We start from the raw sequence: 25,703 nt of genomic DNA, 5'->3' as shown, positions 1-25,703 counted from the left end.
GCCGGCGGCGGCGTCCGGCCGTTCAGGGCAGCGCGCGCACCAGCTCGCGAAACACGTCGCCGCGCTGCTCGAAGCTGCGGAACTGGTCGTAGGAGGCGCAGGCCGGCGAGAGCAGCACCACCGGCTCGGGCGCGCCCGAGGCCGCCGCGCCCTCTGCCGCCGCCCGGACGGCGACGTCCAGGGTCTCGCAGCGGGTGTAGGGCACGGCGCCTTCCAGCGTCGCGGCGAAGGCGTCGGAGGCGGCGCCGATCAGGTAGGCGTGCGCGATGCGCTCAAAATACGGGACCAGCGGGAAGATGCCGCCGTCCTTCGCCTTGCCGCCGAGGATCCAGTGGATGTCGCGGAAGGCGGTGAGCGCCTTCTCGGTGGAATCGGCGTTGGTCGCCTTGGAATCGTTGACGAACAGCACGCCGCCGTGGACCCGGACCTCCTCCATCCGGTGCGGCAGGCCGGGAAAGCTCGCGAGCCCGGCCTGGATGTCGTCGGGCGGGAGCCCGAGCGCGCGGGCGACCGCGACCGCCACGGCCGCGTTCTGCCAGTTGTGCGCGCCGCGCAGCGACCGGATCGCAGACACGTCGGCGATCGGCGCACCATCACGGTCCGCGATCACCCCGTCACGGACGGTGACGGCGTCGGCGGTGAGCGCCGCGTCGCGGGGCACGTGGATGCGGGTCAGCCGGTCGCCGCCCCGTTCCGCGAACCGGTCCGCGATGGCGCGGCTCGGCCCGTCGTCGACGCCGACGACCGCGCGGTCCGAGCCCTGGATCAGCCGCTCCTTGATCGCGGCGTATTGCGCAAAGGTGCCGTGGCGGTCGAGGTGATCGGGGGTGATGTTGAGGAGCACGCCGACGCTCGGATCGAGCGAGGGCGTCAGGTCGATCTGGAACGAGGACAGCTCGACGACGTGGATGCGATCGGGCGCCGGGGGCGCCAGCGACAGGATCGCGGTGCCGATGTTGCCGCCCATCTGCACGTCGCGCCCGGCCGCGCGCAGGATGTGCGCGATCAGCGCCGTGGTGGTCGACTTGCCGTTGGTGCCGGTGATCGCGACGAACGGCGCGCCCGGCGCGATCGCACGCCGCTCCCGGCAGAACAGCTCGATGTCGCCGACGATCTCGATGCCGGCCGCCTTGGCGAGCGCGACCGTCCAGTGCGGCACCGGATGGGTCAGCGGCACGCCGGGCGAGAGGATCAGCGCCGCGAAGCCCGACCAGTCGGCCGCGCGCAGGTCCGCGGTCTCGATCCCCTGGGCGGCGGCCTTGGCGACGCCCTCGGCGTTGTCGTCCCAGGCGATCACGCGGGCGCCGCCTTCCTTCAGGGCGAGCGCGGTGGCGAGGCCGGAGGCGCCGAGCCCGAACAGGGCGACAGCGCGGCCGGCGTAGGTTGTGGCTGGGGTCATCGGAAACTCGGAACAGGTCGGCAATCGGGGTTGTCCCGCCCCTCCCCCCTCATCCTGGGGTGCCCGCGTCGGCGAGCCTCGAAGGCGACCTCCAGAACACATGGCGGTCGCTGGAGGACTCCTTCGAGGCGCCCGCTTCGCGGGCGCATCTCAGGATGAGGGCGGGGGTGGGACAAGCGTCGGTTGCGCAAAGTCTACCACAGCTCACCGCAGCTTGAGCGTCGCCAGGCCGGCGAGCGCCAGGATGACGGCGATGATCCAGAACCGGATCACGACCTGCGGCTCCTTCCAGCCCTTCTGCTCGAAGTGGTGATGGATCGGCGCCATGCGGAAGACGCGCTTGCCCGTGAGCTTGAACGACGCGACCTGGATGATCACCGACATGATCTCGAGGACGAACAGGCCGCCGACGATCGCCAGGACGATCTCGTGCTTGGTGGCCACCGCGACGACGCCGAGGAGGCCGCCCAGAGCGAGCGAGCCGGTGTCGCCCATGAAGATCTGCGCCGGCGGCGCGTTGAACCACAGGAAGCCGAGCCCCGCCCCGATCACCGCGCCGGCCACCACCGCGAGCTCGCCGGTGTCGCGCACGTAGTTCACCTGGAGGTAGCTCGCGGTGAACGAGTTGCCGACGAGGTAGGCGATGACGCCGAAGGTGCCGCAGGCGATCATCACGGGGACGATGGCGAGCCCGTCGAGGCCGTCGGTCATGTTCACCGCGTTGCCCGCGCCGACGATGACGAAGCCGCCGAACAGCACGTAGAACCAGCCGAGATTCAGCAGCGCGTCCTTGAACACCGGGAAGGCGAGCTGGTTCTGCAGCGTGGACGGCGAGAAGTAAGAGATCGCGTAGCAGGCCGTGATCGCGATCAGGGCCTCGAGCCCGAGGCGGAGCTTGCCCGAGAAGCCCTTGTGCGACTGCTTCGTCACCTTGAGGTAGTCGTCGTAGAAGCCGATCGCGCCGAAGCCCAGCGTCACCGTGAGGGTGATCCAGACGTAGTGGTTGCGCGGGTTGGCCCAGAGCAGGATCGCGACGATGGCGCCGGCCAGGATCATCAGGCCGCCCATGGTCGGGGTGCCGCGCTTGGTCAGCAGGTGGGTCTGCGGCCCGTCCTCGCGGATCGGCTGGCCCTTGCCCTGGCGCAGGCGCAGCAGCGAGATGATCAGCGGCCCGAACCAGAACACGAACAGGCCCGCCGTGAACAGCGCGCCTCCCGTCCGGAAGGTGATGTAGCGGAAGACGTTGAGGGCCGAGAGCGTGCCGCTCAGGTCCGACAGGAGATACAGCATCCGGGGGCTCGGTGGCTTGGCTCACACGAAGAAAGGGCGCCGGCGGGACGCGAACGGTCCCGGGGCCTCGGCGGACGATCAGGTGCCGGTCACGGCCCGGCGGACAGGGCCGACGCGTCGTGGCGCGCCGGGGGGTTCGCGTAGCGGGCTTTGAGCGCCTCGACAATCCGACCCATGCGAATACTGTTCGAGCCCTTGACCATCACGGCGTCGCCCGGCCGCAGGATCGCGGCCAGCGGCTCGACGAGGTCGGCCGAGGCGGCGGCCGCGATGCCCCGGCGCGCGACCGGCAGCGCCTCGAACAGGTGGCCCATCAGGGCGCCGGCGGTGAAGACGAGGTCGACGCCGTGGTCGGCGACGGCGCCGGCGAGGTCGCGGTGGTGCGCGTCCGCGGCCGCCCCGAGCTCCAGCATGTCGCCGAGCACGGCGATGCGGCGCCCGCGCGGACCGGTCTCGATCGCCGCCAGCGTCGACAGCGCGGCGCGCACGGAGGCCGGGTTGGCGTTGTAGCTCTCGTCGACGAGGAAGGCCTCGCCGTCGCGAAGCTGGAGCGCGGTGCGCTCGCCGCGCCCGACCGGCGGCCGCAGGGCCGCGAGCGACAGGGCGGCGCGCGCGAGGTCGGCGCCGAGGCTATGGATGACCGCCATCACGCCGAGCGAGTTCATCGCGGTGTGCCGGCCGGGGGTGCCGAGCTGGTAGGTCACCGGCTGGCCCATCACCACGGCGTCGACCACCGAGAGGTCGGGGCGCAGCACGATCCGGCGCGCCCGCACGTCGGCCTCCTCGTGCTCGCCGAAGGTGACGATGCGCCCGGCCGACGAGGCGAGGGCATGTGCGTGGAGGCGGGCGAAGCTCGGGTTGTCGCGGTTGAGCACCGCGACGCCGCCGGGCGCGAGGCCCGAGAAGATCTCGCCCTTGGCGTCGGCGATCGCCGACAGCGAGGCGAAGTGCTCGATGTGGACCGGCTCGACGGTGGTGACGAGGGCCACCTCCGGGCGGACCTGCGCGACGAGCGGCACGATCTCCCGCGGGTGGTTCATGCCGATCTCGAACACGCCGAAGCGGCTCTCGGCCGGCATCCGCGCCAGCGTCAGCGGCACGCCCCAGTGGTTGTTGTAGGAGGCGACGGAGGCGTGGGTCTGCCCTTGCGCCGACAGCACGTGGCGCAGGGCCTCCTTGGTGCCGGTCTTGCCGACCGAGCCGGTCACGGCCACGACCTGGGCCGCGGTGCGGGCGCGGGCCGCGCGGCCGAGGCGCGTCATCGCGTCGAGGACCGGATCGGGGCCCTCCCCCGGCACGGCCAGGACGGGTCCGTCGAACGACGCGGCGCGGTCGGCGGCGACCACCGCCGCGCCCGCGCCCTTGTCGAGCGCCGCGCGGACGAAGTCGTGCCCGTCGCGAGCCTCGCCCCGGATCGCGAAGAACAGGTCGCCCGGCTGCAGCGTGCGGGTGTCGATCGAGGCGCCGGTGACGGCGCCGCGCTCGCCCTGGAGCGTTCCCCCGGTGGCGGCCTCGAGTTCGGCCGCCGTCCAGAGCGGTTTGGCGTTCGGGCTCATGCGGCCTCCGGTCGAGCGCGACGGTGCAACGCATCTTCCCTCCCCCCTTCGCGGGGGAGGGTGGGCCTCGCGTCAGCGAGGGTCGGGAGAGGGGAGCGCGTTGTCCGGAGATGTCGCTCCCCTCTCCCGACCCGCTTCGCGGGCCACCCTCCCCCGCAGAGGGGGGAGGGAGACGTGCGGCAGTCGTCGTGTTTCACGGGAACGGCGCTCATCGCAGATCCCCATCGATCGCCGCCCGCAGCACTGCGTGGTCCGAGAACGGCAGCACCCGGTCGCCCACGATCTGGCCGGTTTCGTGACCCTTGCCGGCCACCACCAGCACGTCGCCGGGTCCGAGCCCGCGTACGGCCGTGCGGATCGCCTCGGCGCGGTCGCCGATCTCGCCGGCGCCCGGCGCCTCGGCGAGGATGGCGGCGCGGATCGCGGCCGGGTCCTCGGAGCGGGGATTGTCGTCGGTGACGATCACCGTATCGGCCAGCCGCGCGGCGATGGCGCCCATGATCGGGCGCTTGCCGCGGTCGCGGTCGCCGCCGCAGCCGAAGACCACGACGAGGCGCCCGGTGGCGAAGGGGCGCAACGCGACGAGGACGCCCTCCAGGGCTTCCGGCTTGTGGGCGTAGTCGACGAGGCAGAGCGCGCCGTTGACCTCGCCGATGCGCTCCATGCGGCCGGGCACGCCGGTGAGGTGCTCCAGGCTCGCGAACACGCCGTCGGGGTCGGCGGCGCCGGCGGGCGTGGCGAGCGCGAGGCCGGCGGCGACGAGCGCGTTCTCGACCTGGAACCCGCCGACCAGCGGCAGCCGGATCCGGCGTCGGCCGTGGCGGCCGTCGAGGTCGAGCACCTGCGCGAAGCCCTCGGTGCGGGCATCAAGGAGGCGGATGTCGGAGCCGGCGCGGCCGGTGGTGCGGATGGCGTGGCCGGCTTCGGTCGCGGCGGCGATCACCCGGTCCGCATAGGCGCCGTCGGCGTTGACGACGGCGGGCGCGCCCGCCGGCAGCAGGGTCGCGAACAGGCGGAGCTTGGCGGCGAGGTAGTCCTCGACCGTCGCATGGTAGTCGAGGTGGTCGCGCCCGAGATTGGTGAAGCCGGCGGCGGCCAGCCGCACGCCGTCGAGGCGGCGCTGCTCGATGCCGTGCGAGGAGGCCTCCATCGCGAGGTCGGTGATGCCGTCGTCGGCGAGCCGCGCCAGGGTCTGGTGCAGGGTCACCGGATCGGGCGTGGTCAGCGAGCCGTAGGCGGCGCCGCGGTTGGTGACGATGCCGACGGTGCCGAGGCTCGCCGATTCCCGCCCGATCCGCGCCAGGATCTGGCGGACGAAGTCGGCGACCGAGCTCTTGCCGGCGGTGCCGGTCACCGTGACGATGGTCTCGGGCTGGCGGCCCGACAGGCGCGCGGCGGCGAGCGCGAGCGCCCGGCGGGCATCCGCCACGGCGATCCAGGCGCAATCCCGCGGCAGGTCGGCGGGACGGTCGCCCTCCCCGACCACGGCGACGGCGCCGGCCGCCGCGGCCTTGGCCGCGAACAGCCGCCCGTCGGCCCGGGTCCCCGGCACCGCGACGAAGACGCCGCCCGGCACCACGTTGCGGCTGTCGGCGGTCAGCCCGGCCACCGGGCGGCCGGCTTCGCCCGTTCCCGCATCCGGGAACAGGGTGCCCAGGGTCGGCGCGCTCACGGGCCGCCGACCATGCTGGCGTGGTAGGCGTTGAGCTTGACCATCAGCGGGAAGGGCTTGGCCGGCGGCTCGAATTGCGGCGGCAGGCCGAGGATCGGCGCGACGCGCTCGATCACCTTGCCGGTGACGACGCCGGAGTTCCAGGCGGCGGTGGCGTAGCCGCCGCTCTCCGGCAGGCCCTGCGGCTCGTCCATGATGGTCACGAACAGGTATTTCGGCTTGTCCATCGGGGCGGCCGCCATGAAGGTCGTGAACAGGCGGTTCTTGTTGTAGCGCCCGCCGATCACCTTCTCGGCGGTGCCGGTCTTGCCGCCGACGAAGTAGTACGGGATCGCCGCCTTCTTGGCCGAGCCTTCGGTCGCGTTGAGCCGCATGATGAAGCGCATCGCCTCGCTGGTCTGCGGGCTCAGCACCTGCGTCGCCTTCGCCATCGCCTCCTTGACGTCGGTCTTGAGGAAGGTCGGCGTCATCAGGAAGCCGCCGTTGGCGATCGCCGCCACCGCCGCCGTCGCCTGGATCGGCGCCACCGCGAGGCCGTGGCCGAAGGCGATGGTGATGGTGTTGATCTCGGTCCAGCGCGGCGGGATGATCGGCATGGCCGACTCGGGCAGCTCGGTCCGCATCCGGTCGAGCAGGCCCATCTTCTTGAGGAACGCCTTGTGGCCGGGCACGCCGACGCCGAGCGCCATCTTGGCCGAGCCGATGTTGGACGAGTGGGTGAACACCTCGGGCATGGTGATGACGCGGTTGGTGCCGTGATACTCGTGGATCTTCTGGCGGCCCCAGCTCAGCACGCCGCCGCGGGTGTCGAAGGTCGAGTTGACGTTGTACTTGCCCGATTCGAGCGCCATCGCGAGGGTCATCGCCTTGAAGGTCGAGCCCATCTCGTAGACGCCGACGTTCATGCGGTTGATCTTGTCGTCGGACAGGGCGTCGACCGGGTTGTTCGGGTCGAAGTCCGGCATCGAGACCAGCGCGATCACCTCGCCGGTCTGGACGTCGAGGATCATCGAGGCGCCGGCCTTGGCCTTGAAGTGCTCGATGCCCTTGGCCAGCTCGTCGCGCACCGCGAACTGCGCGCGCAGGTCGACCGAGAGCTGGATCGGCTTGAGGTCGGTCTGCTTGGCGACGAAGCCGAACTCGTTCAGGGCCTTGTTGCCCTGGTTGTCGATGTACTTCTCCATCCCGGCGATGCCGATGTTGTCGAGGTTCGTCGCGCCAATGATGTGGGCGGCGGCGACCCCGTTCGGGTAGACGCGCTTGTGGTCGGGCAGGAAGCCGATGCCGGGGATGCCGAGCCGGTGGACCTCGGCCTGCTGCTTCGGCGTCAGCTCGCGCTTCACCCAGACGAAGCCGACGCCCTTCTTGCCCGGCTTCTGGGTGAGCTTGGCGCGCAGCTCCGTGGCGTTCAGCTCGGGCAGGACGGCGGTGAGCAGCTCGACCGCCTCGTCCTTGTCGTAGATGTTGCCGGGCTCGGCGAAGACCGAGACGGTGCGGATGTCGGTGGCGAGGATCTCGCCGTTGCGGTCGATGATGTCGGGCCGGATCGCGGTGGTGGCGGCGGCCGCCACCCGGTGCTCCTGGCTCGGCGGCGCGCCGAAGATCGCGATCGACAGGAGCCGCACGCTGATCGCGCCGAACACCGCCAGGAACGCGAGGCCGACCAGCGCGACGCGGGTGTAGGAGCGCTCGATCGCGAGGCGGAACATCGCCCGGAACAGGCGCATCCCGGGATGGACCCGCGGCTCGGTCTCGAGCACCGGCTCCTCGACGGCGTGGGAACGCGGCGCGGATTCAAGCTCGGGCTCGGCGTGATCGTGCCCGGCCGCGTCGTCGGGCAGCGCGTGCGGGTCGGCGGCCTGCGGATCGCGGGCGGCGTCTTCGGGTGCGGCGTCGTGAGCGTCTTGGGACACGGGGACTACCTCGAGGCCGCGTTCGGCGTGCGGGTCGTGACGACGGTGCGGGTGATCGATCCGGTGGTGCGGGGCTCGGAGGCCGGCCCCTTCTCCTTCGGCGTCGCGGTGGCCGCGAGCAGGCGGCCGATCTCGTCGCCGCGCTCGGGCCGGGCCGGCAGGTCGGCGAGGCGCCCGAGATGGCTGGTGCCGATCGGCTCCAGGGCGAGGTGCTTCTCCACCGCCGCCTGAAGCCGGTCCGGCCGGGTCAGGAGCTGCCACTCGGCGCGCAGCACGGCGATGGCCTGCCGCTCGGCATGCAGGCCGCTCTTCAGCTTCGAGACCTGACCGCCCTGGTAGAGCGTGTCGTACTTGATCGAGTAGGCGTAGATCGCCGAGGCGACGAGGCCGGCGACGGCGAGCAGGTTGAGCAGGCGGATCACCGGCGTGCGCCTCCGCGCGGGGCTTCGGGAAGCGCGGCGAGCGCCTGGATCGCGGCGAGCGGCGCCGGCACGGGTGCATCCGTGCGCTCGGCGGCCCGCAGCTTGGCCGAGCGCGCGCGCGGGTTGCGCGCGGTCTCGGAATCGGAGGGCAGCACCGGTCCCTTGGTCACCGGCTTGAAGCTCTTGGCGGCGGCGGGCTCGCCGCCGGGCAGCGCGCTCGGCATGTGGCGCGAGGCCTGGACCGCGCGGCCGCTGCGGGCGGAGAAGAACTGCTTGACGATGCGGTCCTCGAGCGAGTGGAAGGTCACCACCGCGAGCCGCCCGCCCGGCCCGAGCATCCGCTCGGCCGCGTGCAGCGCCTGGACCAGCTCCCCGAGCTCGTCGTTGACCGCGATGCGCAGGCCCTGGAACGTGCGCGTCGCCGGATGGATGCCGCTGCCGGGCTCGGTGCGGACGACGCCGGCGACGAGGTCGGCGAGCTGCGCCGTGGTCTCGATCCGGCCGCGCCGGCGCGCCTCGATGATGGTGCGGGCCACCGCGCGCGAGCGCCGCTCCTCGCCGTAATGGTAGATGATGTCGGCGAGCTCCGCCTCCTCGGCCTCATTGACGAGGTCGGCGGCGCTGAGGCCGGTGGCGGCCATCCGCATGTCGAGCGGGCCGTCGTTGCGGAACGAGAAGCCGCGCTCGGGCTGGTCGATCTGCATCGACGACACGCCGATATCGAGCACGATCCGATCGGCCTGCGCCTCGCCGAGCTCAGCGAGGTGGGCGTCGAGGGCGCCGAACCGTCCGGGAACCAGGGTGAGCCGCCCGTTCGCGGCGGCGACGAGCCCGGCGCCGCCGGCGATCGCCGACGGGTCGCGGTCGATGCCGATCACGCGCAGGTCGGGATCGGCGGCGAGCATCGCGCGGGTGTAGCCGCCGGCGCCGAAGGTGCCGTCGACCGCAAGCCCGGCCCCGCACAGGTCGAGGGAGGCCAGCACCTCGTCGAGCAGCACCGGAACGTGCGGTCCGCCGGCCGGCTCCAGGGGCTTGCGCGTCATCGGGGCACCCCGCCTGCGGAGGTTCGCCGGGCCGCGCGCGGCCGAGGCAGCCCGCCGTGGACGGGGGGAACGGTTCGGCTCATGGCTGCCTGCACCCGGCCGCTGCGTCGCGGCGCGGTCGGTTTGGGCGGTCCCGGTGATGCGGCGGCCAAAGGCCCGCACACGGGCGATCCCCGCTTGGGCGCGGGGCGCGTCCGTCGATCCGGAAGTCACCGTTGACGAGATGTTGGCGGGTACCATGGGCCTCTGACGATCGTCAACGCAAGCGAAGACCCGCATCGCGGACGTCCGATCTGACCTCGACAAGGTTAACCGACGGTCAATTTTTCGTCGCGTCGGCCGAGGTTCGAGCTGCGATTGACGACTGTAGTGACGACGTGAAAGCGTCAGCCGGCGAAAGCTTCGCACAGCTTCGCCCAGCGCGGGCATATATTCCCCACGATCCCGCAGCCGCCCGAGGATCGGCACGATCCGTCAACGGCTTAGCCGGGGTTCCCGACGACGCGCCGGGCCGGGAACGAGCGGATCAGCCGGCCTGTAAGCCGGGTTCTGTAGGGCCCGGATGCCGCGAGGCACCCGGACGTGGCGGCCATTCCTCTGGGACGATCGTTGCCGACCGCCTCGAGCAACCAACCCGGGCGACTGGCCTGGAGAGCGGGCCTGCCTCTGCCTCTCGCGAGGCGAGGCGCGCCGCCCCTATTCGGTCTTGCTCCCGGTGGGGTTTGCCGTGCCGTCCGCGTTGCCGCGTCCGCGGTGCGCTCTTACCGCACCCTTTCACCCTGACCCCGCGACCTCGCGGCCCGGGGCGGTCTGCTCTCTGTGGCACTGTCCCTGGGGTCGCCCCCGCCGGACGTTATCCGGCACCGTCTCTCCATGGAGCCCGGACTTTCCTCCCCGGGCTGACGCCCGGAGCGGCCGCCCGGCCGACTGATCCGGCGCGGATGTGGGCCGGATCGGTCGCCCGGGTCAAGCGGGCTACCAGCTGCCGGTGTTCTCCATCGAGGCCCACGGCTCCTGCGGCTCCTTCGCGCCGCCCTTCTGCAGGATCTCGATCGAGATGCCGTCCGGCGACTTCACGAAGGCCATGTGGCCGTCGCGCGGCGGCCGGTTGATGGTGACGCCCTTGTCCTTCAGCCGGGCGCAGAAGGCGTAGATGTCGTCGACCTGATAGGCCAGGTGCCCGAAGTTGCGCCCGCCGGAATAGGTCTCCGGGTCCCAGTTGTAGGTCAGCTCCACCAGGGGGGACTTGGTGGTCTCGGCGCGGGCCGCGTCGCCGGGGGCGGCGAGGAAGACCAGCGTGAAGCGGCCCTTCTCGTTGTCGATGCGGCGCACCTCCTGCAATCCGAAGGTGTCGACGTAGAACGCGAGCGCCGTGTCGAGGTCGGCGACGCGCACCATCGTGTGCAGATATTCCATAGGCGGCATCCTGTTGGGCCGGGGCGGCGTCCCGCCTCCCCGGCCGGATCTGCGGGACGCCCGGCGCAGCCGACGAAGGTCGCGGCGCCGGGCGGGTCGCCGCGGTAGCTAGCGCCTGATCGGGCGGCCGGTAGGCCGTACCCGTCGGCGCGGTCGCGAATCGCGACACGCGCCTGGATCGCGTCGGCCGACGCGGCGGCGGCATCCCCGTCGGGCCGCAGGGCTTCGAAGGAAGAGCCCCGACGATCTCCGCCCCGTCGGCGACGTTCTTCGTCCTCGGGGCGGCTTCGCACAGGATCCCGTCCGGGCTTGGCGGCGCGATCGTCCGGCGGGCGGACCGTGCGCCGGGATCTTATCGCGTCGGCCCCGCGGCGGCTCTCGATCCCGGCGCCGTCGCGAAGCGGTGGGCGGCCATCCCGACCAGCATCGCCGCAACGAAGACGGCGACGGGCAGTCTCCCGGTCGAGAGGGCCGCGACCGCCGGCCCGGGGCAGAAGCCGGAGAGCCCCCAGCCGATCCCGAACACGGCCGACCCGCCGACGAGGGCCGCGTCGATCCGGCGGTTCGTCGGGATCTGGAAGGCGTCGGCGAGGACCGGCCGCGGCAGCCGGCGGGACAGGCGATAGCCGAGCGCCGAGACGGCGACCGCGCCGCCGAGCACGAACATCAGGCTCGGGTCCCAGGCTCCCGTGACGTCGAGGAAGCCGCGGACCCGCACCGGGTCGAGCATGCCGGACACGGACAGGCCGACCCCGAAGATCACGCCCGCCGCGAGCCCCGCCAGCAGGCGCCGGAGGCCGATCACCACGCCCCCCCGAAGGCGCGCGCCGCCGCTACCGTCGCCATCCCGGCCGACAGGAAGGTGAGCACCGCCACGAGCGAGCGCGGCGACAGACGGGCGAGGCCGGCGACGCCGTGGCCGCTGGTGCAGCCCGAGCCGAGCCGCGTGCCGAACCCGACGAGCAGGCCCGCGACGACGAGCACCGGCAGCGAGGCGACGATCCGCATCTCCGGCCACGCGCCGGAGAGCCAGGCGAAGGCCGGCGGCCCGATCAGCAAGCCGGCGACGAAGGCGGCATCCACCCGCCGGCGCTCGCCCCGGTCGGTGCCGAGGCCGGCGACGAGGCCGCTGATGCCGGCGATGCGGCCGTTCAGCAGCAGCAGCAGCGCCACCGAGAGGCCGATCAGCGCTCCGCCGGCGAGTGCGGACAGATCGATGCTGGTCATGCGGGCGGTCCTCCTTCGCGTGCGGCGGCCGGCGTATCGCGCGGGGTCGCCGGAAACAAGGCTTGCAACCCCCCGCAGGATCACCAATTATTCAATTAAGTCAACAACTTAACGGAAGAATCATGCTGCTGGACAGAGCTTCCGCGACGCAAAGCATCTCCGAATTCGGCCCCTGGGAGGACAACGACGTCCTCGCGCCGCCGACCCCGGTTCGTTCGCCGCGGGCGGGGGCGCATCGCACCGGCGCGGCCGCCGCGATCGCCGAGGGCGATCAGGTCGTGTTCGCTCGGCTCGACGTCGCCGAAGCGCTCGGCATCTGGCGCCACGCCCTCGGTCGCGTGGTCGAGACGCACGACGAGGCGCAGGCGGCCCGGGTCACCCTCGACGTCAAGTTCGACGGCCACGAGACCCTGCATCGCTACCTGCCGGATCTCTTCGAGAAGCGGACGGCGTGAGGATGCCGATCCGTTCGCGGGTCGCCGCATGAGCCTCGGAGCCATCCTCGAGGCGCGCTCCTCCCTGCCGCAGGCGCCGCTGCGGACGACGAGCCGCAGCACGAGCGTCGACGCGGTCTGGGCGGAGGTCCGCGCCGAGGCCGAGGCGGCGCTGGTGGAGGAGCCGCTCTATGCCGGCATCATCCAGGCGACCGTCCTCGACCAGCGCAGCATCGCGCAGGCCTTCGCCTACCGGCTCGCGCACCGTCTCGGCGACGGCGACCTGTCGCGGCTGGCGATGCGCGACCTCTGCCTCGCCGCCTTCGAGGCCGACCCGCATGCCGGCGCCCACGCGGTGCGCGACCTCGTCGCCATCCGCGAGCGCGACCCGACCTGCCGGCGCTATCTCGACCCGTTCCTGTTCTACAAGGGCCTGGCGGCGCTGGAGGGCTACCGGGTGGCGCACTGGCTCTGGCACCAGGGCCGGGCGACGCTGGCGCTGCACGTGCAGAGCCGGATCTCGGAAGTGTTCGGCGCCGACATCCACCCGGCGGCGCGCATCGGCTCCGGCGTGTTCATCGATCACGCCACCGGGGTGGTGATCGGCGAGACCACGGTGATCGCCGACGACGTCTCGATCCTGCAATCCGTGACGCTCGGCGGCAACGGCAAGGAGAGCGGCGACCGCCATCCCAAGATCGAGCGCGGGGTGCTGCTGAGCGTCGGCGCCAAGGTGCTCGGCAACATCCGCGTCGGCGAGGGCGCCCGCGTCGCGGCGGCCGCGGTCGTGCTGCACGACGTGCCGGCCCACACCACGGTCGCCGGGGTGCCGGCGCGCGTGGTGTCGAAGCTGCCGCGCAGCGAGGAGCCGGCCCAGAGCATGGACCAGTTCTTCGGGGACGGGATCTGACACGGGCCGATGCGAAGGCGGCCGGCTCGCGGCCACGATCGGAGGCGCCGGCGGCTGCGCCGTCTCGCTCGTCTCGGCGACGGGAACGGTCGCTCGTCCCGCGCGGGCGTCGGAACGGTTGAGCGGACGGTGGGACGAGCTAAGCCTTCATCGCGCCGGACGAGGCTTTTGGAGAAGTGCATTCTCCAGAAACACGACTGCACGGCACCGTAATTCATCATACCAGCATTCGATAGCCGGCATTTCTGCAATACATCGCAACTTGAGAAAATCGTTCTATTGACCGCGCATCGCGGCCGAGGCTAGACCACGAACGTTCCAAGACGCGACGCAGGTCGTCGTGGGTGGACGTCAAGCATTCGATGCTTCATCCGAACGCGCCATCCCTTCATGCGGGATGGCTGCGGCCGATACATCATGCCGGCACAGCAACGTGCCCGGGCTCGAACGACAATCAAGCGGGGACGACGAACGATGAGCGGACAAGGGCAGAGCGTGGGCGCATCGGCAGCACGCAATCTATCGACCGCGACCGTCACGTCGGTCCAGAACCTCGCCAACACCCCCCGCTGGCTCCTGCGGCTGCTGCCCTTCGTCGACGTCGACGGCGGCGTCTACCGCGTGAACCGTCGCGCCGTGGTGCTGGCCAAGCCCGGCCGCATCGACCTCGCCTCGGACGGCAAGGGCCGCGCGATCAGCCCCGCCTCGCTGCGCGCGGTGCCGCCGTTCAGCCGCCTCGGCGATGCCGAGCTGGCCGCGCTGGGGGACCGGTTCACCGAGAGCCGGCACAATGCCGGCGAGACGATCTCGGAGGGCGGCGCGGGCGACCGCAGCCTGACGATCGTCGCCGACGGCACCGTCGAGCTCTCGCTGTCCGGCCCCTACAAGAACCGGCTGCGCTCGGGTCTCGCCACCCGCGGCGACTTCTTCGGCGACGAGACCCTGGTCGGCGGCAGCCAGCCCGCGCCCGCCGTCAAGGCGCTCTCGGCGGTGACCCTGCTCACCCTCGACCGCGCGGCCCTCGACGACGACGCGGTCAAGAACCGCATCGCGCAGTACGTCGAGGAGCGCGACCGCCTGAAGGGGCACACCAACAGCCACGGCGAGCAGGGCATCGAGCTGCTGGCCGTCCACACCGGCGCCCCGCGCCTGCCGACGACCTTCGTCGACTACGAGATCGATCCGCGCGAGTATCACCTCTCGACGATCCAGACGATCCTCAACACCCACACCCGCATCACCGATCTCTACTCGAACGAGATCGATCAGCTCCGCGAGCAGATCCGCCTGACGGTGGATGCCGTGAAGGAGCGCGAGGAGTGGGAGCTGCTCAACAACTCTGAGTTCGGCCTGCTCAACGAGGTCGGCGGCCGCCAGCGCATCCCGACGCGCTCCGGCCCGCCGACGCCCGACGATCTCGACGAGCTTCTGACCCTGGTCTGGAAGAAGCCCGCCTTCTTCGTGGCGCATCCCCGCGCCATCGCCGCCTTCGGCCGCGAGGCCACCCGCCGCGGCGTGCCGCCGGTCGTGGTGCACCTGTTCGGCGCGCCCTTCCTGACCTGGCGCGGCGTGCCGCTGGTGCCGAGCGACAAGCTGCCGATCGACACCGACCCGGCGACCGGCGCCCAGACCACCTCAATCCTGCTCTTGCGCGTCGGCGAGGGCGAGCAGGGCGTCGTCGGCCTGCAGAAGTCGGGCGTCACCGGCGAGATCGAGCCGGGCCTGTCGGTGCGCTACATGGGCACCAACGACCACTCGATCGCCTCGCACCTCGTCACCCGCTACTTCTCGGCCGCGGTGCTGGTCGAGGACGCGATCGCCCGCCTCGATAACGTGCTGCTCGGCAACTACCATGACTACGCCTGAGGCCGGCGTCTTGGGCATCTCCGCCATCGGCATCCCCACGGGCGCGACGGGCGACTCCGCCGCCTCCCTCACCCATGCCGATCTCGTCGGGCGCCTCGCCCGCGAGATCTACGGCCAGGGCAACGCGGCGTCCGCCCCGCTCGCCCCCGCCGTGCCGGCGTCGCCGCAGCGTCCCCAAGGCCTGGAGACCCTTCCCCAGGCCCCCGGGCAGCCGTCGCTCCCGGGTGCCGCGATCGGCACCCCCTCGGTGCCGTCGGGCACCTCGTCGGGCGTCCAGCCCGACGCCGCCGCCTTCGGCGCGCGCAACGTCGGCGGCCCGAGCGTCGGGCTTCCCGGCCTGACCGGGCCGTCGGCCGCCAACCCGTTCGGCGGGACGCCCGCGCCGACGAGCGCCGGCCTCCTCGACGTCACGACGATCCCCTCGGTCCACCCGCTCGCCAACCCGCGCGCGGCGCAGCGCGGCGTTCCGTCCACGCGGCACGGCCTGCCGGAATTCTTCGTGCCGAGCGTGGCCGACGTCGCCGCCTTCCTCCCCGGCGGCGGTGACCTGCACCGGACCGTCGCGAAGGATCATCCGCGGGCCAACGCCTTCGCCCACGCGATCGCGCCGTCCCTCGTTCCGGCGGACCCGTCGAAGCGCGGCGTCGACGTCGCCCAGGAGAACTTCCGGCGCACCGGCCGGCTCTCGGGCGATCCCGTGCGCACGGTCGAGCCCGCCCCCGACGAGCCGTTCTCGTCGGGCGACTACTACTTCCTGACCGGGGGCTCGCGCGCGTCGAGGCCGCACGCCACGCCCCGCGTCGAGCCCGCGCGCCACGACGGGCCGGCCCCGCGCGCGACCTCGATCCCGGTCGAGCCCGGCGGGCGCGCCCTTCGACGTCGAGCACATCCGGAAGGACTTCCCGGCCTTGCACCAGAGCGTGAACGGGCACCCCCTGGTCTGGCTCGACAACGCGGCGACCACGCACAAGCCGCAATCGGTCATCGACGCGACCTCCGAGTTCTACGCCCGCCACAACTCGAACATCCACCGGGCCGCGCACGCGCTGGCCGCGCGCTCCACCGACCTGTTCGAGGGCGGCCGCGAGAAGGTGCGCCGCTTCCTCAACGCGCCCTCGAAGGACGACATCGTCTTCCTGCGCGGCACGACGGAGGCGATCAACCTCGTCGCGAACTCGTACGGCCGGGCCAACATCGGCCCGGGCGACGAGATCATCGTCTCGACGATCGAGCACCACGCCAACATCGTGCCCTGGCAGCTGCTCAGCCAGGCCACCGGCGCGACCCTGCGGGTGATCCCGGTCGACGATCGCGGCGAGATCATCTTCGAGCAGTACGCCGCCCTGCTGTCGGGCCGGACCAAGATCGTCTCGGTGACCCATGTCGCCAACGCGCTCGGCACGGTGAACCCGGTCCGCGAGATCATCGCCCTCGCCCACGCCTACGGCGTGCCGGTGCTGGTCGACGCGGCCCAGTCGACCCCGCACATCCCGATCGACGTGCAGTCGCTCGACGCCGACTTCGTGGTTTTCTCGGGCCACAAGGTCTTCGGGCCGACCGGCATCGGCGCGCTCTACGGCAAGACGCACCTCCTCGCGGCGATGCCGCCGTGGCAGGGCGGCGGCCACATGATCGAGGACGTCACCTTCACGAAAACCGTCTACAAGGGCGCGCCGGAAAAGTTCGAGGCGGGCACGCCGGACATCGCCGGCGCCGTGGGCCTCGGCGCGGCGCTCGACTATCTCGAGAGCGTCGGCCTGCCGGCGATCGCGGCCTACGAGCACGACCTGCTGGACTATGCGCAGGCCGGCCTCGCCGACATCAGGGGCCTGCGCCTGATCGGCACCGCCCGCGAGAAGGCGAGCGTGATGTCCTTCGTGATCGAGGGACAGACGAACGAGGCGGTGGCCCACCACCTCGACCGCCACGGCGTCGCCGTGCGCTCCGGGCACCATTGCGCCCTGCCGGCCCTGCGCCGCTTCGGCGTCGACCAGTCGATCCGCGCCTCGCTCGCCTTCTACAACACCCGTGCGGACATGGACGTGTTCCTCAAGGCCCTGCACCGCCTGCCGCGGTAGCGGCGTTCGGCAGGATCGCCGGCACGAACGAAGGCCCGATGCCGTCGCCGCGGCATCGGGCCTTCCCGTTTGTCGATCGGCCGGCGGGCATCGCCGTTGCACCGCGGCGGCGGCGGGACCAGAACGGTCCCGACTTCCGGCCAGCCGAGCGAGGCCCCGCATGCGAACCGATACGCCCGTCCAGATCCGGCTTCAGGACTACCGACCGAGCGACTTCCTGATCGACCGCGTCGACCTCGACGTGCGGCTGGCGCCGCACGACACGCGGATCACGGCGAGGCTCGCGCTGCGCCTGAACCCGGCCGGCCGCACCGGCGTCCCCCTGGTGCTCGACGGCGACGACCTCGTCCTGGAGGGGCTGGAGCTCGACGGCGTGCCGCTCGCCGCCGACGCCTACGCGGCGAGCCCGGCCGGGCTGACGCTGCACGCGCCGCCGCAAGGGCCGTTCGAGCTGACGATCGCGACGCGGGTGGACCCGACCGCCAACACCAAGCTGATGGGGCTCTACCGCTCGAACGGCGTCTACTGCACCCAGTGCGAGGCCGACGGCTTCCGCCGGATCACCTACTTCCTCGACCGGCCCGACGTGATGGCGGTCTACACCACCCGGATCGAGGCCGAGCGCGCGGAGGCCCCGGTGCTGCTCGGCAACGGCAACCCGGTGGAGGCCGGCGACGTGCCCGGCACCGGTCGGCACTTTTCCGTGTGGCACGACCCGCACCCGAAGCCCGCCTACCTGTTCGCCCTCGTCGGGGGCGCCCTCGACCGGGTCGCGCAGGACTTCACCACGATGGAGGGCCGGGCCGTCGCGGTCGCGGTCTACGTCGAGCCCGGCAAGGCGCCGCGCGCCGCCTACGCCCTCGACGCGGTGATCCGCTCGATGGCCTGGGACGAGGCGACCTTCGGGCGCGCCTACGACCTCGACGTGTTCAACGTCGTCGCCGTGTCGGACTTCAACATGGGCGCGATGGAGAACAAGGGCCTCAATCTGTTCAACGACAAGTACGTCCTGGCCTCGCCCGAGACCGCGACCGACGGCGACTACGCCGCGATCGAGCGCATCATCGCGCACGAGTACTTCCACAACTGGTCGGGCAACCGCGTCACCTGCCGCGATTGGTTCCAGCTCTGCCTGAAGGAGGGCCTGACGGTCTTCCGCGACCAGGAATTCTGCGCGGACATGCGCTCGCGCGCCGTCCACCGCATCGGCGAGGTCCGCAACCTGCGCGCGCGGCAGTTCCCCGAGGATGCCGGCCCGCTCCGGCACCCGGTCCGGCCGGGGGCCTATGCCGAGATCAACAACTTCTACACGGCGACCGTCTACGACAAGGGCGCCGAGATCGTGCGGATGCTGCGCACGCTGATCGGGGCCGACGCCTTCCGGGCCGGCATGGACCGGTACTTCGCCGACAACGACGGCACGGCGGCCACCGTCGAGGACTTCCTGGAGGCCTTCGCCGCGGTGACGGGACGCGACCTCACGGCCTTCGCGCGCTGGTACGAGCGCCCCGGCACGCCGACGCTCGCCGTGACCCGCGCCTACGACGCGGCGTCCCGGCGCTGCACGCTCGGTTTCCGCCAGAGCCTGGAGGCGGCCGGGCCGCCGCTGGTGATCCCGGTGGCGCTCGGCCTCGTCGGCACGGCCGGCCCGCTCGCCGGGGCGACGTCGGCCGCGGTCGCCGGCGGCGTCTTCGTCCTCGACGCCGAGACCGCGACGGTGGCGTTCGAGAACGTCGCCGAGCCGCCCGTCCCCTCGCTGCTGCGCGGCTTCTCGGCCCCGGTGCGGCTCGACCTCGACCTGACCGACGCCGAGCGCCTCACCCTGCTCCGCCACGACACCGACCCGTTCAACCGCTGGCAGGCGGCGCAGGGCATCGCGATGCGCCTGATCCTCGGACCGGCGGCGCCGGGGGCGGCCGAGGCCTTCGCCGACGCGCTCGGGGCCTTCCTCGACGGCGAGGCCCTGGCCGACCCGGCCTTCGCCGCCCTGGTCCTGGCGCTTCCCGGCGAGGGCGAGGCCGCCAGCGAGATCGCCGCCGACATCGACCCGGATGCGATCCACGCCGCCCGCACCGCCCTTCGGGCGGTCCTCGGAACGCGGCTGCGCCCGCGCCTCGACGGGCTGATGTCGGCGCTGCGGCCGTCGCACGAGACCGCCTACAGCCCGGATGCGGCCTCGGCCGGCCGCCGGTCTCTCGCCAACGCCTGCCTCGACCTGATCGCGGCAGCCGATCCCGCGGCGGGGACCGAGGGCGCCCTCGCCCAGCTGCGCGAGGCCCGCAACATGACCGACCGCCTCGCCGCCCTCGGCGTGATCGCGGCGATCCCGGGGGACGCCCGCGAGGCGGCGCTCGCCGCCTTCGGCAGCACCTATGCCGACGAGCCGCTCGTCCTCGACAAGTGGTTCGCGATCCAGGCGATGATCCCCGAGGACGGCACGCGGGCGCGGATCGCCGGGCTCGCCGAGCACCCGGCCTTCGCCATGACCAACCCGAATCGGGTGCGGGCGCTGATCGCCAGCTTCGCGCTCGGAAACCCGACCCAGTTCGCGCGGGCCGACGGAACCGGGTTCGCCCTGGTGGCCGAGCGCATCGAAGCGCTCGACCGGATCAATCCGCAGCTCGCCGCGCGCCTCCTCACCGCCTTTTCCCCGTGGCGCCGATGGGAAATTTCGCGGCGGGAAAAGGCCGCCGAAATCCTCAACCGGATCAAGGCGATCCCCGCGCTTTCGCGGGACGTGGCCGACATCGCCGCCCGCACCCTCGAAGCCGGTTAACCATCGCTTAACATTGACGATTCTCCGCCGAATCCGAGTCGGTAGATGCGGCCGGGAGTCAAGCTCGGCCGGAAAAAAGCCGTGGACAAATCACCCGGGAAAGTGATGAACTGAATTCAGATTCGAGGCCGGCGCAGCACGGCCCGGACGCTTTCATGTCACGAGGTCGACCATGCCGGAGGCGGATTCCGCTTCCTTCTCCGCGCGTGCGGATACGATTCTCGGCATCCACTGGCCGACGCGGGCTCCGGCCGCGCGTTTCGTCCAGGCCGAGGCGTGGCTGCGCTACGCGGTGCCGGCCCTGCTGGCGACCTTCCTCGCCTGCCTGGCGGGGCTGACCGCGCTCCACCTCCAGAACCAGCGCGACGAGCTGCTCGCCGCCGCGAGCGCCGACCTCGAGACCTTCACCCGCCTCTCGGCGGGGGCGCTGGCCGGCCGCGTCGGCAGCGACGAGGCGGCCCAGGCGAGCCTGGCCGACCTGTTCCCCGCCGGCGCGCTCCCGGTCGGGCGCCGGGTGCTGATCGTGGCGCGCGGCGAGCGCATCGTCGCGGCCCGCCCGCCGCTGCCCGCGGGCGCCGAGACGCTCCAGACCGTGCTCGGCGAGGCGGAGGCGCTCTCGACGCTGGGCGAGCGCGCCGGCGTGATGCGCCTGGCGCTGGCCGGCGGCGACACGGTGTTCGCGGCGATGCGGCGCCTGCCCGACGGCCAGGACCGGATCGCGGTGATGCAGTCGGTCGAGGCGCTGACCGCGACCTGGACGGGCCGCGCCCGGCACCAGGCCATCCTCGTCGCGGCGGCCGCCCTCGTCATCGTCGGGGTCGGCCTCGCCTACGGGCTCCAGAGCCGCCGGGCGAAGGCGATCGACAAGGTCTGCGAGCAGATCCGCCAGCGCCTCGACACCGCCCTCGGCCGCGGCGCCTGCGGCCTGTGGGACTGGGACATCCCGCGCGGGCAGATCTACTGGTCGGATTCGATGTACGCGCTGCTCGGCTACCGCCGCGAGCGCGAGTTCCTGTCGTTCGGCGACGTCAACGCCCTGGTCCACCCGGACGACGGCGACCTCTACAGCCTCGCCCGCGGGCTCGCCGCGAGCCAGACCGCGGTGGACCACGCGTTCCGCATGCGCGGCGCGAACGGCGCCTACATCTGGCTGCGCACCCGCGCCGAGGTGGTGCCGGACGTGACCGACGGCGGCCGCCACCTCGTCGGCATCGCCGTCGACGTCACCGAGCAGCAGCACCTCGCCGAGGCCAGCGCCACCAACGACATGCGCCTGCGCGACGCCGTCGAGGCGATCTCCGAGGCGTTCGTGATCTGGGACACGAGCAACCGCCTCGTCCTGTGCAATTCGAAGTTCCGCCACCTGCATGCGCTGAGCCCCGAGGACGCGCAGGTCGGCCGCCGCTACGACGAGGTGATGGGCCGCGGCGTGCTTCCGCAGATCCGGCGCGAGATGCCCGAGACCGACACCGCGAGCGCGACCGCCCGCACCTTCGAGGCGGAGCTCACCGACGGCCGCTGGCTGCAGATCAGCGAGCGGCGGACCAAGGACGGCGGCTACGTCTCGGTCGGCACCGACATCACCAACCTGAAGCGGCACCAGGAGCAGCTCGTCGCCTCGGAACGCGAGCTGATCGAGACGGTCAAGGATCTCAAGCGCTCGCGCCGCACGCTGGAGCTGCAGACGCAGCAGCTCGCCGACCTCGCCGAGCGCTACCTCGACCAGAAGGCGGCGGCGGAATCGGCCAACCAGGCGAAATCCGAGTTCCTGGCCAACATGAGCCACGAGCTGCGCACGCCGCTCAACGCGATCATCGGCTTCGCGGAGCTAATGGCGAGCGAGCTCTACGGCCCCCTCGGCTCGGCGCGCTACGGCGAGTATTGCGCCGACATCCGCGCCAGCGGCGACTACCTGCTCTCGATGATCGACGACATCCTCCACATGTCGCGGATCGAGTCGCACCGCGTCCGGCTCGCGCGCCGCGAGATCGCCGTCGCGGCGGCGGTCTCCAACGCGCTCAAGCTCGTGTCCGAGCCGGCCCGGCAGAAGAACCTCCACGTCGCCGTCGACCTGTATCCCGGCCTCGCGCTGCTCGCCGACGAGCGCGCCCTGCAGCAGATCCTGGTCAACCTGCTGCAGAACGCCGTGAAGTTCACGCCTGCCAACGGCCGGATCGCGGTGCGCGCCCGCCCAGCCGGCGACCACGCCCACCTGTTCATCGAGGATACCGGGATCGGCATCCCGAAGGCGGCGCTCGCCAGGCTCGGCGCGCCGTTCTCGCAGGTCGAGACCAACCTCACCCGCAGCCACAAGGGCTCCGGCCTTGGCCTCGCCATCGCCCGCTCCATGGCCGAGCTGCACGGCGGCTCCCTGCGCATCCGCTCGGAGGAGACCGTCGGCACCATCGTCCTGGTGCGCCTGCCCCGTCCGACCAGCGAGCACCTCGCGACGGTGGCCGCGGAGGATGCCGGGCAGCAGACCGTCGCGGCGCTCCGCGAGGCGTCCGGGGCGAGCGCGCGGCAGCCGCAGCCGGCCGGCGCCTGACAGGGAGCCGGGGCGAAGCCCGGCTCCGCTCCCGAATCGATGCGACGTCGAGGCTACCCGCCCGAAAGGTCGAAGCGCGCCACGTCGTGCAGGAGCGCCACGAACGCCCGCGCGCCGTGGTCGAGGGCGGCCTCGCCCGCCTCGGCGGTGCCGAGCCGGGCATCGCCGATCGCGCCCGACGGATGGAGGTCGCCGGCCTTCCAGGCGAAGGCGGCGGGACGCCCGGCGCACAGGTGCGTGAAGGCGCCCGCCATCGCGCGGGTGCGCGAGGGAAAGTCGGCGATCGCCTCGCGCCGAACCAGGTCGGGCCGAAGCGCCAGCATCAGCGCCGTCTCGATCCCGCCGGCATGGATGCCGTGGACGATCTCGTCGTCGGGAAAGCATCCCTCCGGATAGCCGAACCGCGCCCAGGCGGTCGTCACCGCGACCATGCCGAAGCGGGCGCGCAGATCGCCGGCCACGAGGTCGATCAGCGCGCTGTTGCCGCCGTGCGAGGTGACGATCACCAGCCGGTTGCAGCCGGCCCGGTGCACGCCCGCGCCGATCTCGGTCCAGGCGGCGAGCGCGGTCGCGGTGGTGAGCGAGAGGGTACCGGGAAAGGCGTCGTGCTCGTCGGACTTGCCGATCGACTGCACCGGCAGCACCAGCACGTCGAGATCGGCGGGCACCAGGGCGCGGGCGCGCGCGAGGTAGCCCTCCATGATCGCCACGTCGGTGCAGAGCGGCAGGTGCGGGCCGTGCTGCTCGATCGCGGCCACCGGCAGCACCGCGACCGTGCGGCCCATGCCGCGCCCGGAGACCTCGCGCGTGGTCAGGTCGGACCAGAGCCGTGCCGCCATGCTGTTCCCCGATGCCCCGACGTCAGGCGCAACGCTGTAGCGGAGCCGGCCCCTTCCCGTCGAGGTTCAGGCGAACAGGGCGTCGATGTCGTCCTGCGCCGTCGCCGGCCCGTTCGGCTGCGGGCCGTTGAGGAGCAGGCGCTGGGCGCGCTCGTTGCGCTCGGCCTCGGCCGGGTCCTGTCCGGCGGCGTCCCGCGCCCGCACCGCGCTGGCGAAGCGCGCGAGCCGCAGCTCGAACTGCTGCAGGGCGGCGACCACCTTGCCGATGCGCTGGCCGGTGATGTCCTGGAAGGCGCAGGCCTCGAAGATCGTGCCGATGCCGCTCTCGACCGCGGCGCGGTATTCCGGCCCGTCCGGCAGGGCCAGCATCGACTCGGCCGCCTCCATGATGGTGTTGGTGGCGCCGGCGGTCGCGGCGAGGACGTTGCCGAGCTCCTCGTGCGCCATCGGGATGCGGTCGTGCGTCAGCTCGTTGGCGCGCAGGGCCGCGATCTCGTCGCGCACGTGGGCGATGTAGTCCGCGATCTCGATCAACTCGGACACCATGGTCGCCGGGTTGATCGTCGCGCCGAGCGGTCTTTGCAAACCCATCGTCAGCATTCCTCCGCGTGTCGGCCCCGTAAGGTCGGTCAGGCGCCGCAGACCGCCTCGATCTTGCTCTTCAGGGTCGCGGCGTTGAACGGCTTGACGATGTAGTTGTTCACGCCAGCCTTCTTGGCGGCGATGACGTTCTCGGTCTTCGACTCGGCGGTGACCATGATGAACGGCGTGGTGCGCAGGCCCTCGTCGGCGCGGACGTGGCGAAGCAGCTCGTAGCCGGTCATCGGCTCCATGTTCCAGTCGGAGATCACGAGGCCGTACTTGCGGCCCTTGAGGCGCGCCAGCGCGGCCGTGCCGTCGGAGGCGTCGTCGACCTCCTCGAAGCCGAGCTGCTTGAGCAGGTTGCGGATGATGCGAACCATCGTCTGGTAGTCGTCGACGACCAGGATCGGCATGCTGAGATCGAGGGCCATGGTCAAACTGCTCCGGTGTCTCCGAATCGCCGGCTCGGCCGTCGGCGTCGGTCACGCAATGTCGGGAGGCGCCGTCGCTGGTCGCACCTCATGCCCGGGACGTTACGCCGGGCGGCATTGCGAAGCGGTTAATCGCGCTGCGATCGGCGCACCCTCTCGGATAGGCGGCGCGGCCGCCTTTACCGACGCGCTCGGCTGCGTGATGACGATGCCCCCAGCCGCGACGTCGCCCGGACGCCGCGGCAGAGCGGGCAGCCCGCCGGCACCGGCCCGGCCGCGGAGAAGGATCGCCGCCCCATGCGCAAGGTCGTCATCAGCGAGTTCATGGACGAGGCTGCGATCGCGGCGGAGCTCGCGGGGTTCGAGACGCTCTACGATCCGACCCTGGTCGACCGGCCGGACGCCCTGCGCGCGGCGCTCGCGGGCGCGTCCGGGCTGATCGTCCGCAACCGCACGCAGGTGCGCGCGGGCCTGCTCGCGGCGGCACCCGACCTCAGGGTGGTGGGCCGCCTCGGCGTCGGGCTCGACAACATCGATCTGGCCGCCTGCGCCGCCCGCGGGATCGCGGTCCATCCCGCGACCGGCGCCAACGACGGCGCGGTGGCCGAGTACGTGATCGGCACCGCGTTGCTGCTGCTGCGCGGCGCCTACGGCGCGAGCGCGCAGGTCGCCGCGGGCGCGTGGCCGCGCAACGCGCTGATGGGACGCGAGATCGCCGGCAAGCGCCTCGGCCTCGTCGGCTTCGGCGCGATCGCCCGCGAGACCGCCCGCCGTGCGGCGGCCCTCGACATGACCGTCGCCGCCTTCGACCCGCACCTCGCGCCCGACGACGCCGCGTGGCGCCCGGCCCACGGCGCGGTGGCGAGCCTGACCCTCGACGCGCTGGTCGCAACGAGCGACGTGCTCTCGCTGCACGTGCCGCTGACCGAGGCGACGCGCGACATGATCGGGCCGGTGGCGATCGCCCGGATGCGGCCGGGCGCGATCCTGATCAACGCCGCCCGCGGGGGCGTCGTGGACGAGGTCGCGATCGCCGCGGCGCTTCGGTCCGGGCACCTCGGCGGGGCGGCGCTCGACGTGTTCGCCCAGGAGCCCGTGGACGCCGCGGGCGGCGCGGCGCTGATCGACGTGCCGAACCTCATCCTGACCCCGCACATCGCCGGCGTGACGCGGGAATCGAACGTGCGCGTCTCGGCGGTCACCGCCCGCGCCGTGCGCCGCAGCCTCGAGGGCTGAGCCCCGCAGCGCAGCGATCGAAAAGGGGCTCGGCGCGCGACGAAATTCGACGCACCGGTCGGATCGGC

19 protein-coding genes, 1 other RNA gene and 1 pseudogene are annotated in these 25,703 nt (G+C 72.3%); 7 read left to right on the top strand and 14 right to left on the bottom strand.

From position 1 onward, the window contains the following. Window positions 1–22 precede the first annotated feature (22 nt). From murD to FV227_RS11745, 11 genes are all read right to left on the bottom strand, one after another. Window positions 23–1,399, bottom strand: a complete 1,377-nt coding sequence (gene murD, locus FV227_RS11800) for a UDP-N-acetylmuramoyl-L-alanine--D-glutamate ligase (RefSeq protein WP_147858988.1) — start codon at window positions 1,397–1,399, stop codon at window positions 23–25. A 204-nt stretch (window positions 1,400–1,603) separates the two neighbouring features. Continuing rightward, entirely contained in the window at window positions 1,604–2,689 is a 1,086-nt protein-coding gene (gene mraY / locus FV227_RS11795) for a phospho-N-acetylmuramoyl-pentapeptide-transferase (protein WP_147729392.1), read from the bottom strand. 89 nt (window positions 2,690–2,778) lie between these two features. Then, window positions 2,779–4,245, bottom strand: coding sequence for a UDP-N-acetylmuramoylalanyl-D-glutamyl-2,6-diaminopimelate--D-alanyl-D-alanine ligase (locus tag FV227_RS11790; protein WP_147858987.1), 1,467 nt, complete (start codon window positions 4,243–4,245; stop codon window positions 2,779–2,781). 208 nt (window positions 4,246–4,453) lie between these two features. Next, window positions 4,454–5,917, bottom strand: coding sequence for a UDP-N-acetylmuramoyl-L-alanyl-D-glutamate--2,6-diaminopimelate ligase (locus tag FV227_RS11780; RefSeq protein ID WP_147858986.1), 1,464 nt, complete (start codon window positions 5,915–5,917; stop codon window positions 4,454–4,456). Then, window positions 5,914–7,677 carry a penicillin-binding protein 2 gene (locus tag FV227_RS11775; protein WP_243933420.1) on the bottom strand — a complete coding sequence of 588 codons (1,764 nt, stop codon included), beginning with the start codon at window positions 7,675–7,677 and terminating at the stop codon, window positions 5,914–5,916. Before FV227_RS11775 ends, FV227_RS11780 begins: the two co-directional genes overlap by 4 nt. Window positions 7,678–7,835: 158 nt before the next feature. Then, window positions 7,836–8,252 carry a hypothetical protein gene (locus FV227_RS11770; RefSeq protein ID WP_147727345.1) on the bottom strand — a complete coding sequence of 139 codons (417 nt, stop codon included), beginning with the start codon at window positions 8,250–8,252 and terminating at the stop codon, window positions 7,836–7,838. Further along, window positions 8,249–9,295: a 16S rRNA (cytosine(1402)-N(4))-methyltransferase RsmH gene (gene rsmH / locus FV227_RS11765; protein ID WP_147727344.1), complete on the bottom strand. Its 1,047-nt coding sequence runs from the start codon at window positions 9,293–9,295 to the stop codon at window positions 8,249–8,251. Before rsmH ends, FV227_RS11770 begins: the two co-directional genes overlap by 4 nt. Before the next feature lie 522 nt (window positions 9,296–9,817). Beyond that, an RNA gene (rnpB, locus tag FV227_RS11760) (RNase P RNA component class A) lies at window positions 9,818–10,226 on the bottom strand. A gap of 44 nt (window positions 10,227–10,270) precedes the next feature. Further along, window positions 10,271–10,711, bottom strand: coding sequence for a VOC family protein (locus tag FV227_RS11755; protein WP_147727343.1), 441 nt, complete (start codon window positions 10,709–10,711; stop codon window positions 10,271–10,273). Between the two features lie 352 nt (window positions 10,712–11,063). Further along, entirely contained in the window at window positions 11,064–11,513 is a 450-nt protein-coding gene (locus FV227_RS11750) for a YeeE/YedE family protein (protein ID WP_147727348.1), read from the bottom strand. After that, entirely contained in the window at window positions 11,513–11,938 is a 426-nt protein-coding gene (locus FV227_RS11745; protein ID WP_147727342.1) for a YeeE/YedE thiosulfate transporter family protein, read from the bottom strand. Before FV227_RS11745 ends, FV227_RS11750 begins: the two co-directional genes overlap by 1 nt. A gap of 257 nt (window positions 11,939–12,195) precedes the next feature. On the opposite strand from FV227_RS11745, the gene FV227_RS11740 reads away from it, so the two are divergent. The 6 genes and pseudogenes from FV227_RS11740 (at window position 12,196) to FV227_RS11715 (ending at window position 22,547) form a co-directional block, all read left to right on the top strand. After that, window positions 12,196–12,393 (top strand): hypothetical protein, encoded by a 198-nt coding sequence (locus FV227_RS11740; protein WP_147727347.1) that lies wholly within the window; start codon window positions 12,196–12,198, stop codon window positions 12,391–12,393. 28 nt (window positions 12,394–12,421) lie between these two features. Further along, entirely contained in the window at window positions 12,422–13,282 is an 861-nt protein-coding gene (gene cysE / locus FV227_RS11735) for a serine O-acetyltransferase (protein WP_187274774.1), read from the top strand. A 474-nt stretch (window positions 13,283–13,756) separates the two neighbouring features. Then, window positions 13,757–15,148, top strand: a complete 1,392-nt coding sequence (locus FV227_RS30315; protein ID WP_147727341.1) for a family 2B encapsulin nanocompartment shell protein — start codon at window positions 13,757–13,759, stop codon at window positions 15,146–15,148. Then, a pseudogene (locus FV227_RS11725) lies at window positions 15,135–17,226 on the top strand (family 2A encapsulin nanocompartment cargo protein cysteine desulfurase). Before FV227_RS30315 ends, FV227_RS11725 begins: the two are co-directional and overlap by 14 nt. A 160-nt stretch (window positions 17,227–17,386) precedes the next feature. Then, a complete protein-coding gene (pepN, locus tag FV227_RS11720; protein ID WP_147858985.1) occupies window positions 17,387–20,002 on the top strand; it encodes an aminopeptidase N in 2,616 nt (871 codons plus the stop codon). 172 nt (window positions 20,003–20,174) lie between these two features. Continuing rightward, a complete protein-coding gene (locus FV227_RS11715) occupies window positions 20,175–22,547 on the top strand; it encodes a PAS domain-containing sensor histidine kinase (protein ID WP_147858984.1) in 2,373 nt (790 codons plus the stop codon). Between the two features lie 53 nt (window positions 22,548–22,600). On the opposite strand, the gene FV227_RS11710 is transcribed toward FV227_RS11715, so the two are convergent. The 3 genes from FV227_RS11710 to FV227_RS11700 form a co-directional block, all read right to left on the bottom strand. After that, complete coding sequence (locus FV227_RS11710; protein ID WP_147858983.1) at window positions 22,601–23,386, bottom strand: creatininase family protein; 786 nt, start codon at window positions 23,384–23,386, stop codon at window positions 22,601–22,603. Window positions 23,387–23,452: 66 nt separating this feature from the next. Next, entirely contained in the window at window positions 23,453–23,977 is a 525-nt protein-coding gene (locus tag FV227_RS11705) for a protein phosphatase CheZ (protein ID WP_243933132.1), read from the bottom strand. 38 nt (window positions 23,978–24,015) lie between these two features. Continuing rightward, a complete protein-coding gene (locus tag FV227_RS11700) occupies window positions 24,016–24,399 on the bottom strand; it encodes a response regulator (RefSeq protein ID WP_147729619.1) in 384 nt (127 codons plus the stop codon). Window positions 24,400–24,696: 297 nt separating this feature from the next. On the opposite strand from FV227_RS11700, the gene FV227_RS11695 reads away from it, so the two are divergent. After that, window positions 24,697–25,635 carry a hydroxyacid dehydrogenase gene (locus FV227_RS11695; RefSeq protein WP_147858982.1) on the top strand — a complete coding sequence of 313 codons (939 nt, stop codon included), beginning with the start codon at window positions 24,697–24,699 and terminating at the stop codon, window positions 25,633–25,635. The last annotated feature ends 68 nt before the right edge of the window (window positions 25,636–25,703 follow it).

Source organism: Methylobacterium sp. WL119, from assembly GCF_008039875.1.
Taxonomy (GTDB): domain Bacteria; phylum Pseudomonadota; class Alphaproteobacteria; order Rhizobiales; family Beijerinckiaceae; genus Methylobacterium.
Note: the sequence above shows the minus strand (reverse complement) of the source record. Positions and strands in the feature narration are given on the sequence as shown.

Bases quoted from the DNA above. Each gene is read 5' to 3' on its own strand.
- murD (WP_147858988.1), bottom strand. From the start codon at position 1,399: ATGACCCCAGCCACAACCTACGCCGGCCGCGCTGTCGCCCTGTTCGGG.
- mraY (WP_147729392.1), bottom strand. From the start codon at position 2,689: ATGCTGTATCTCCTGTCGGACCTGAGCGGCACGCTCTCGGCCCTCAAC.
- FV227_RS11790 (WP_147858987.1), bottom strand. From the start codon at position 4,245: ATGAGCCCGAACGCCAAACCGCTCTGGACGGCGGCCGAACTCGAGGCC.
- rsmH (WP_147727344.1), bottom strand. From the start codon at position 9,295: ATGACGCGCAAGCCCCTGGAGCCGGCCGGCGGACCGCACGTTCCGGTG.
- FV227_RS11755 (WP_147727343.1), bottom strand. From the start codon at position 10,711: ATGGAATATCTGCACACGATGGTGCGCGTCGCCGACCTCGACACGGCG.
- FV227_RS11745 (WP_147727342.1), bottom strand. From the start codon at position 11,938: ATGACCAGCATCGATCTGTCCGCACTCGCCGGCGGAGCGCTGATCGGC.
- cysE (WP_187274774.1), top strand. From the start codon at position 12,422: ATGAGCCTCGGAGCCATCCTCGAGGCGCGCTCCTCCCTGCCGCAGGCG.
- FV227_RS30315 (WP_147727341.1), top strand. From the start codon at position 13,757: ATGAGCGGACAAGGGCAGAGCGTGGGCGCATCGGCAGCACGCAATCTA.
- pepN (WP_147858985.1), top strand. From the start codon at position 17,387: ATGCGAACCGATACGCCCGTCCAGATCCGGCTTCAGGACTACCGACCG.
- FV227_RS11715 (WP_147858984.1), top strand. From the start codon at position 20,175: ATGCCGGAGGCGGATTCCGCTTCCTTCTCCGCGCGTGCGGATACGATT.
- FV227_RS11710 (WP_147858983.1), bottom strand. From the start codon at position 23,386: ATGGCGGCACGGCTCTGGTCCGACCTGACCACGCGCGAGGTCTCCGGG.
- FV227_RS11705 (WP_243933132.1), bottom strand. From the start codon at position 23,977: ATGGGTTTGCAAAGACCGCTCGGCGCGACGATCAACCCGGCGACCATG.
- FV227_RS11700 (WP_147729619.1), bottom strand. From the start codon at position 24,399: ATGGCCCTCGATCTCAGCATGCCGATCCTGGTCGTCGACGACTACCAG.
- FV227_RS11695 (WP_147858982.1), top strand. From the start codon at position 24,697: ATGCGCAAGGTCGTCATCAGCGAGTTCATGGACGAGGCTGCGATCGCG.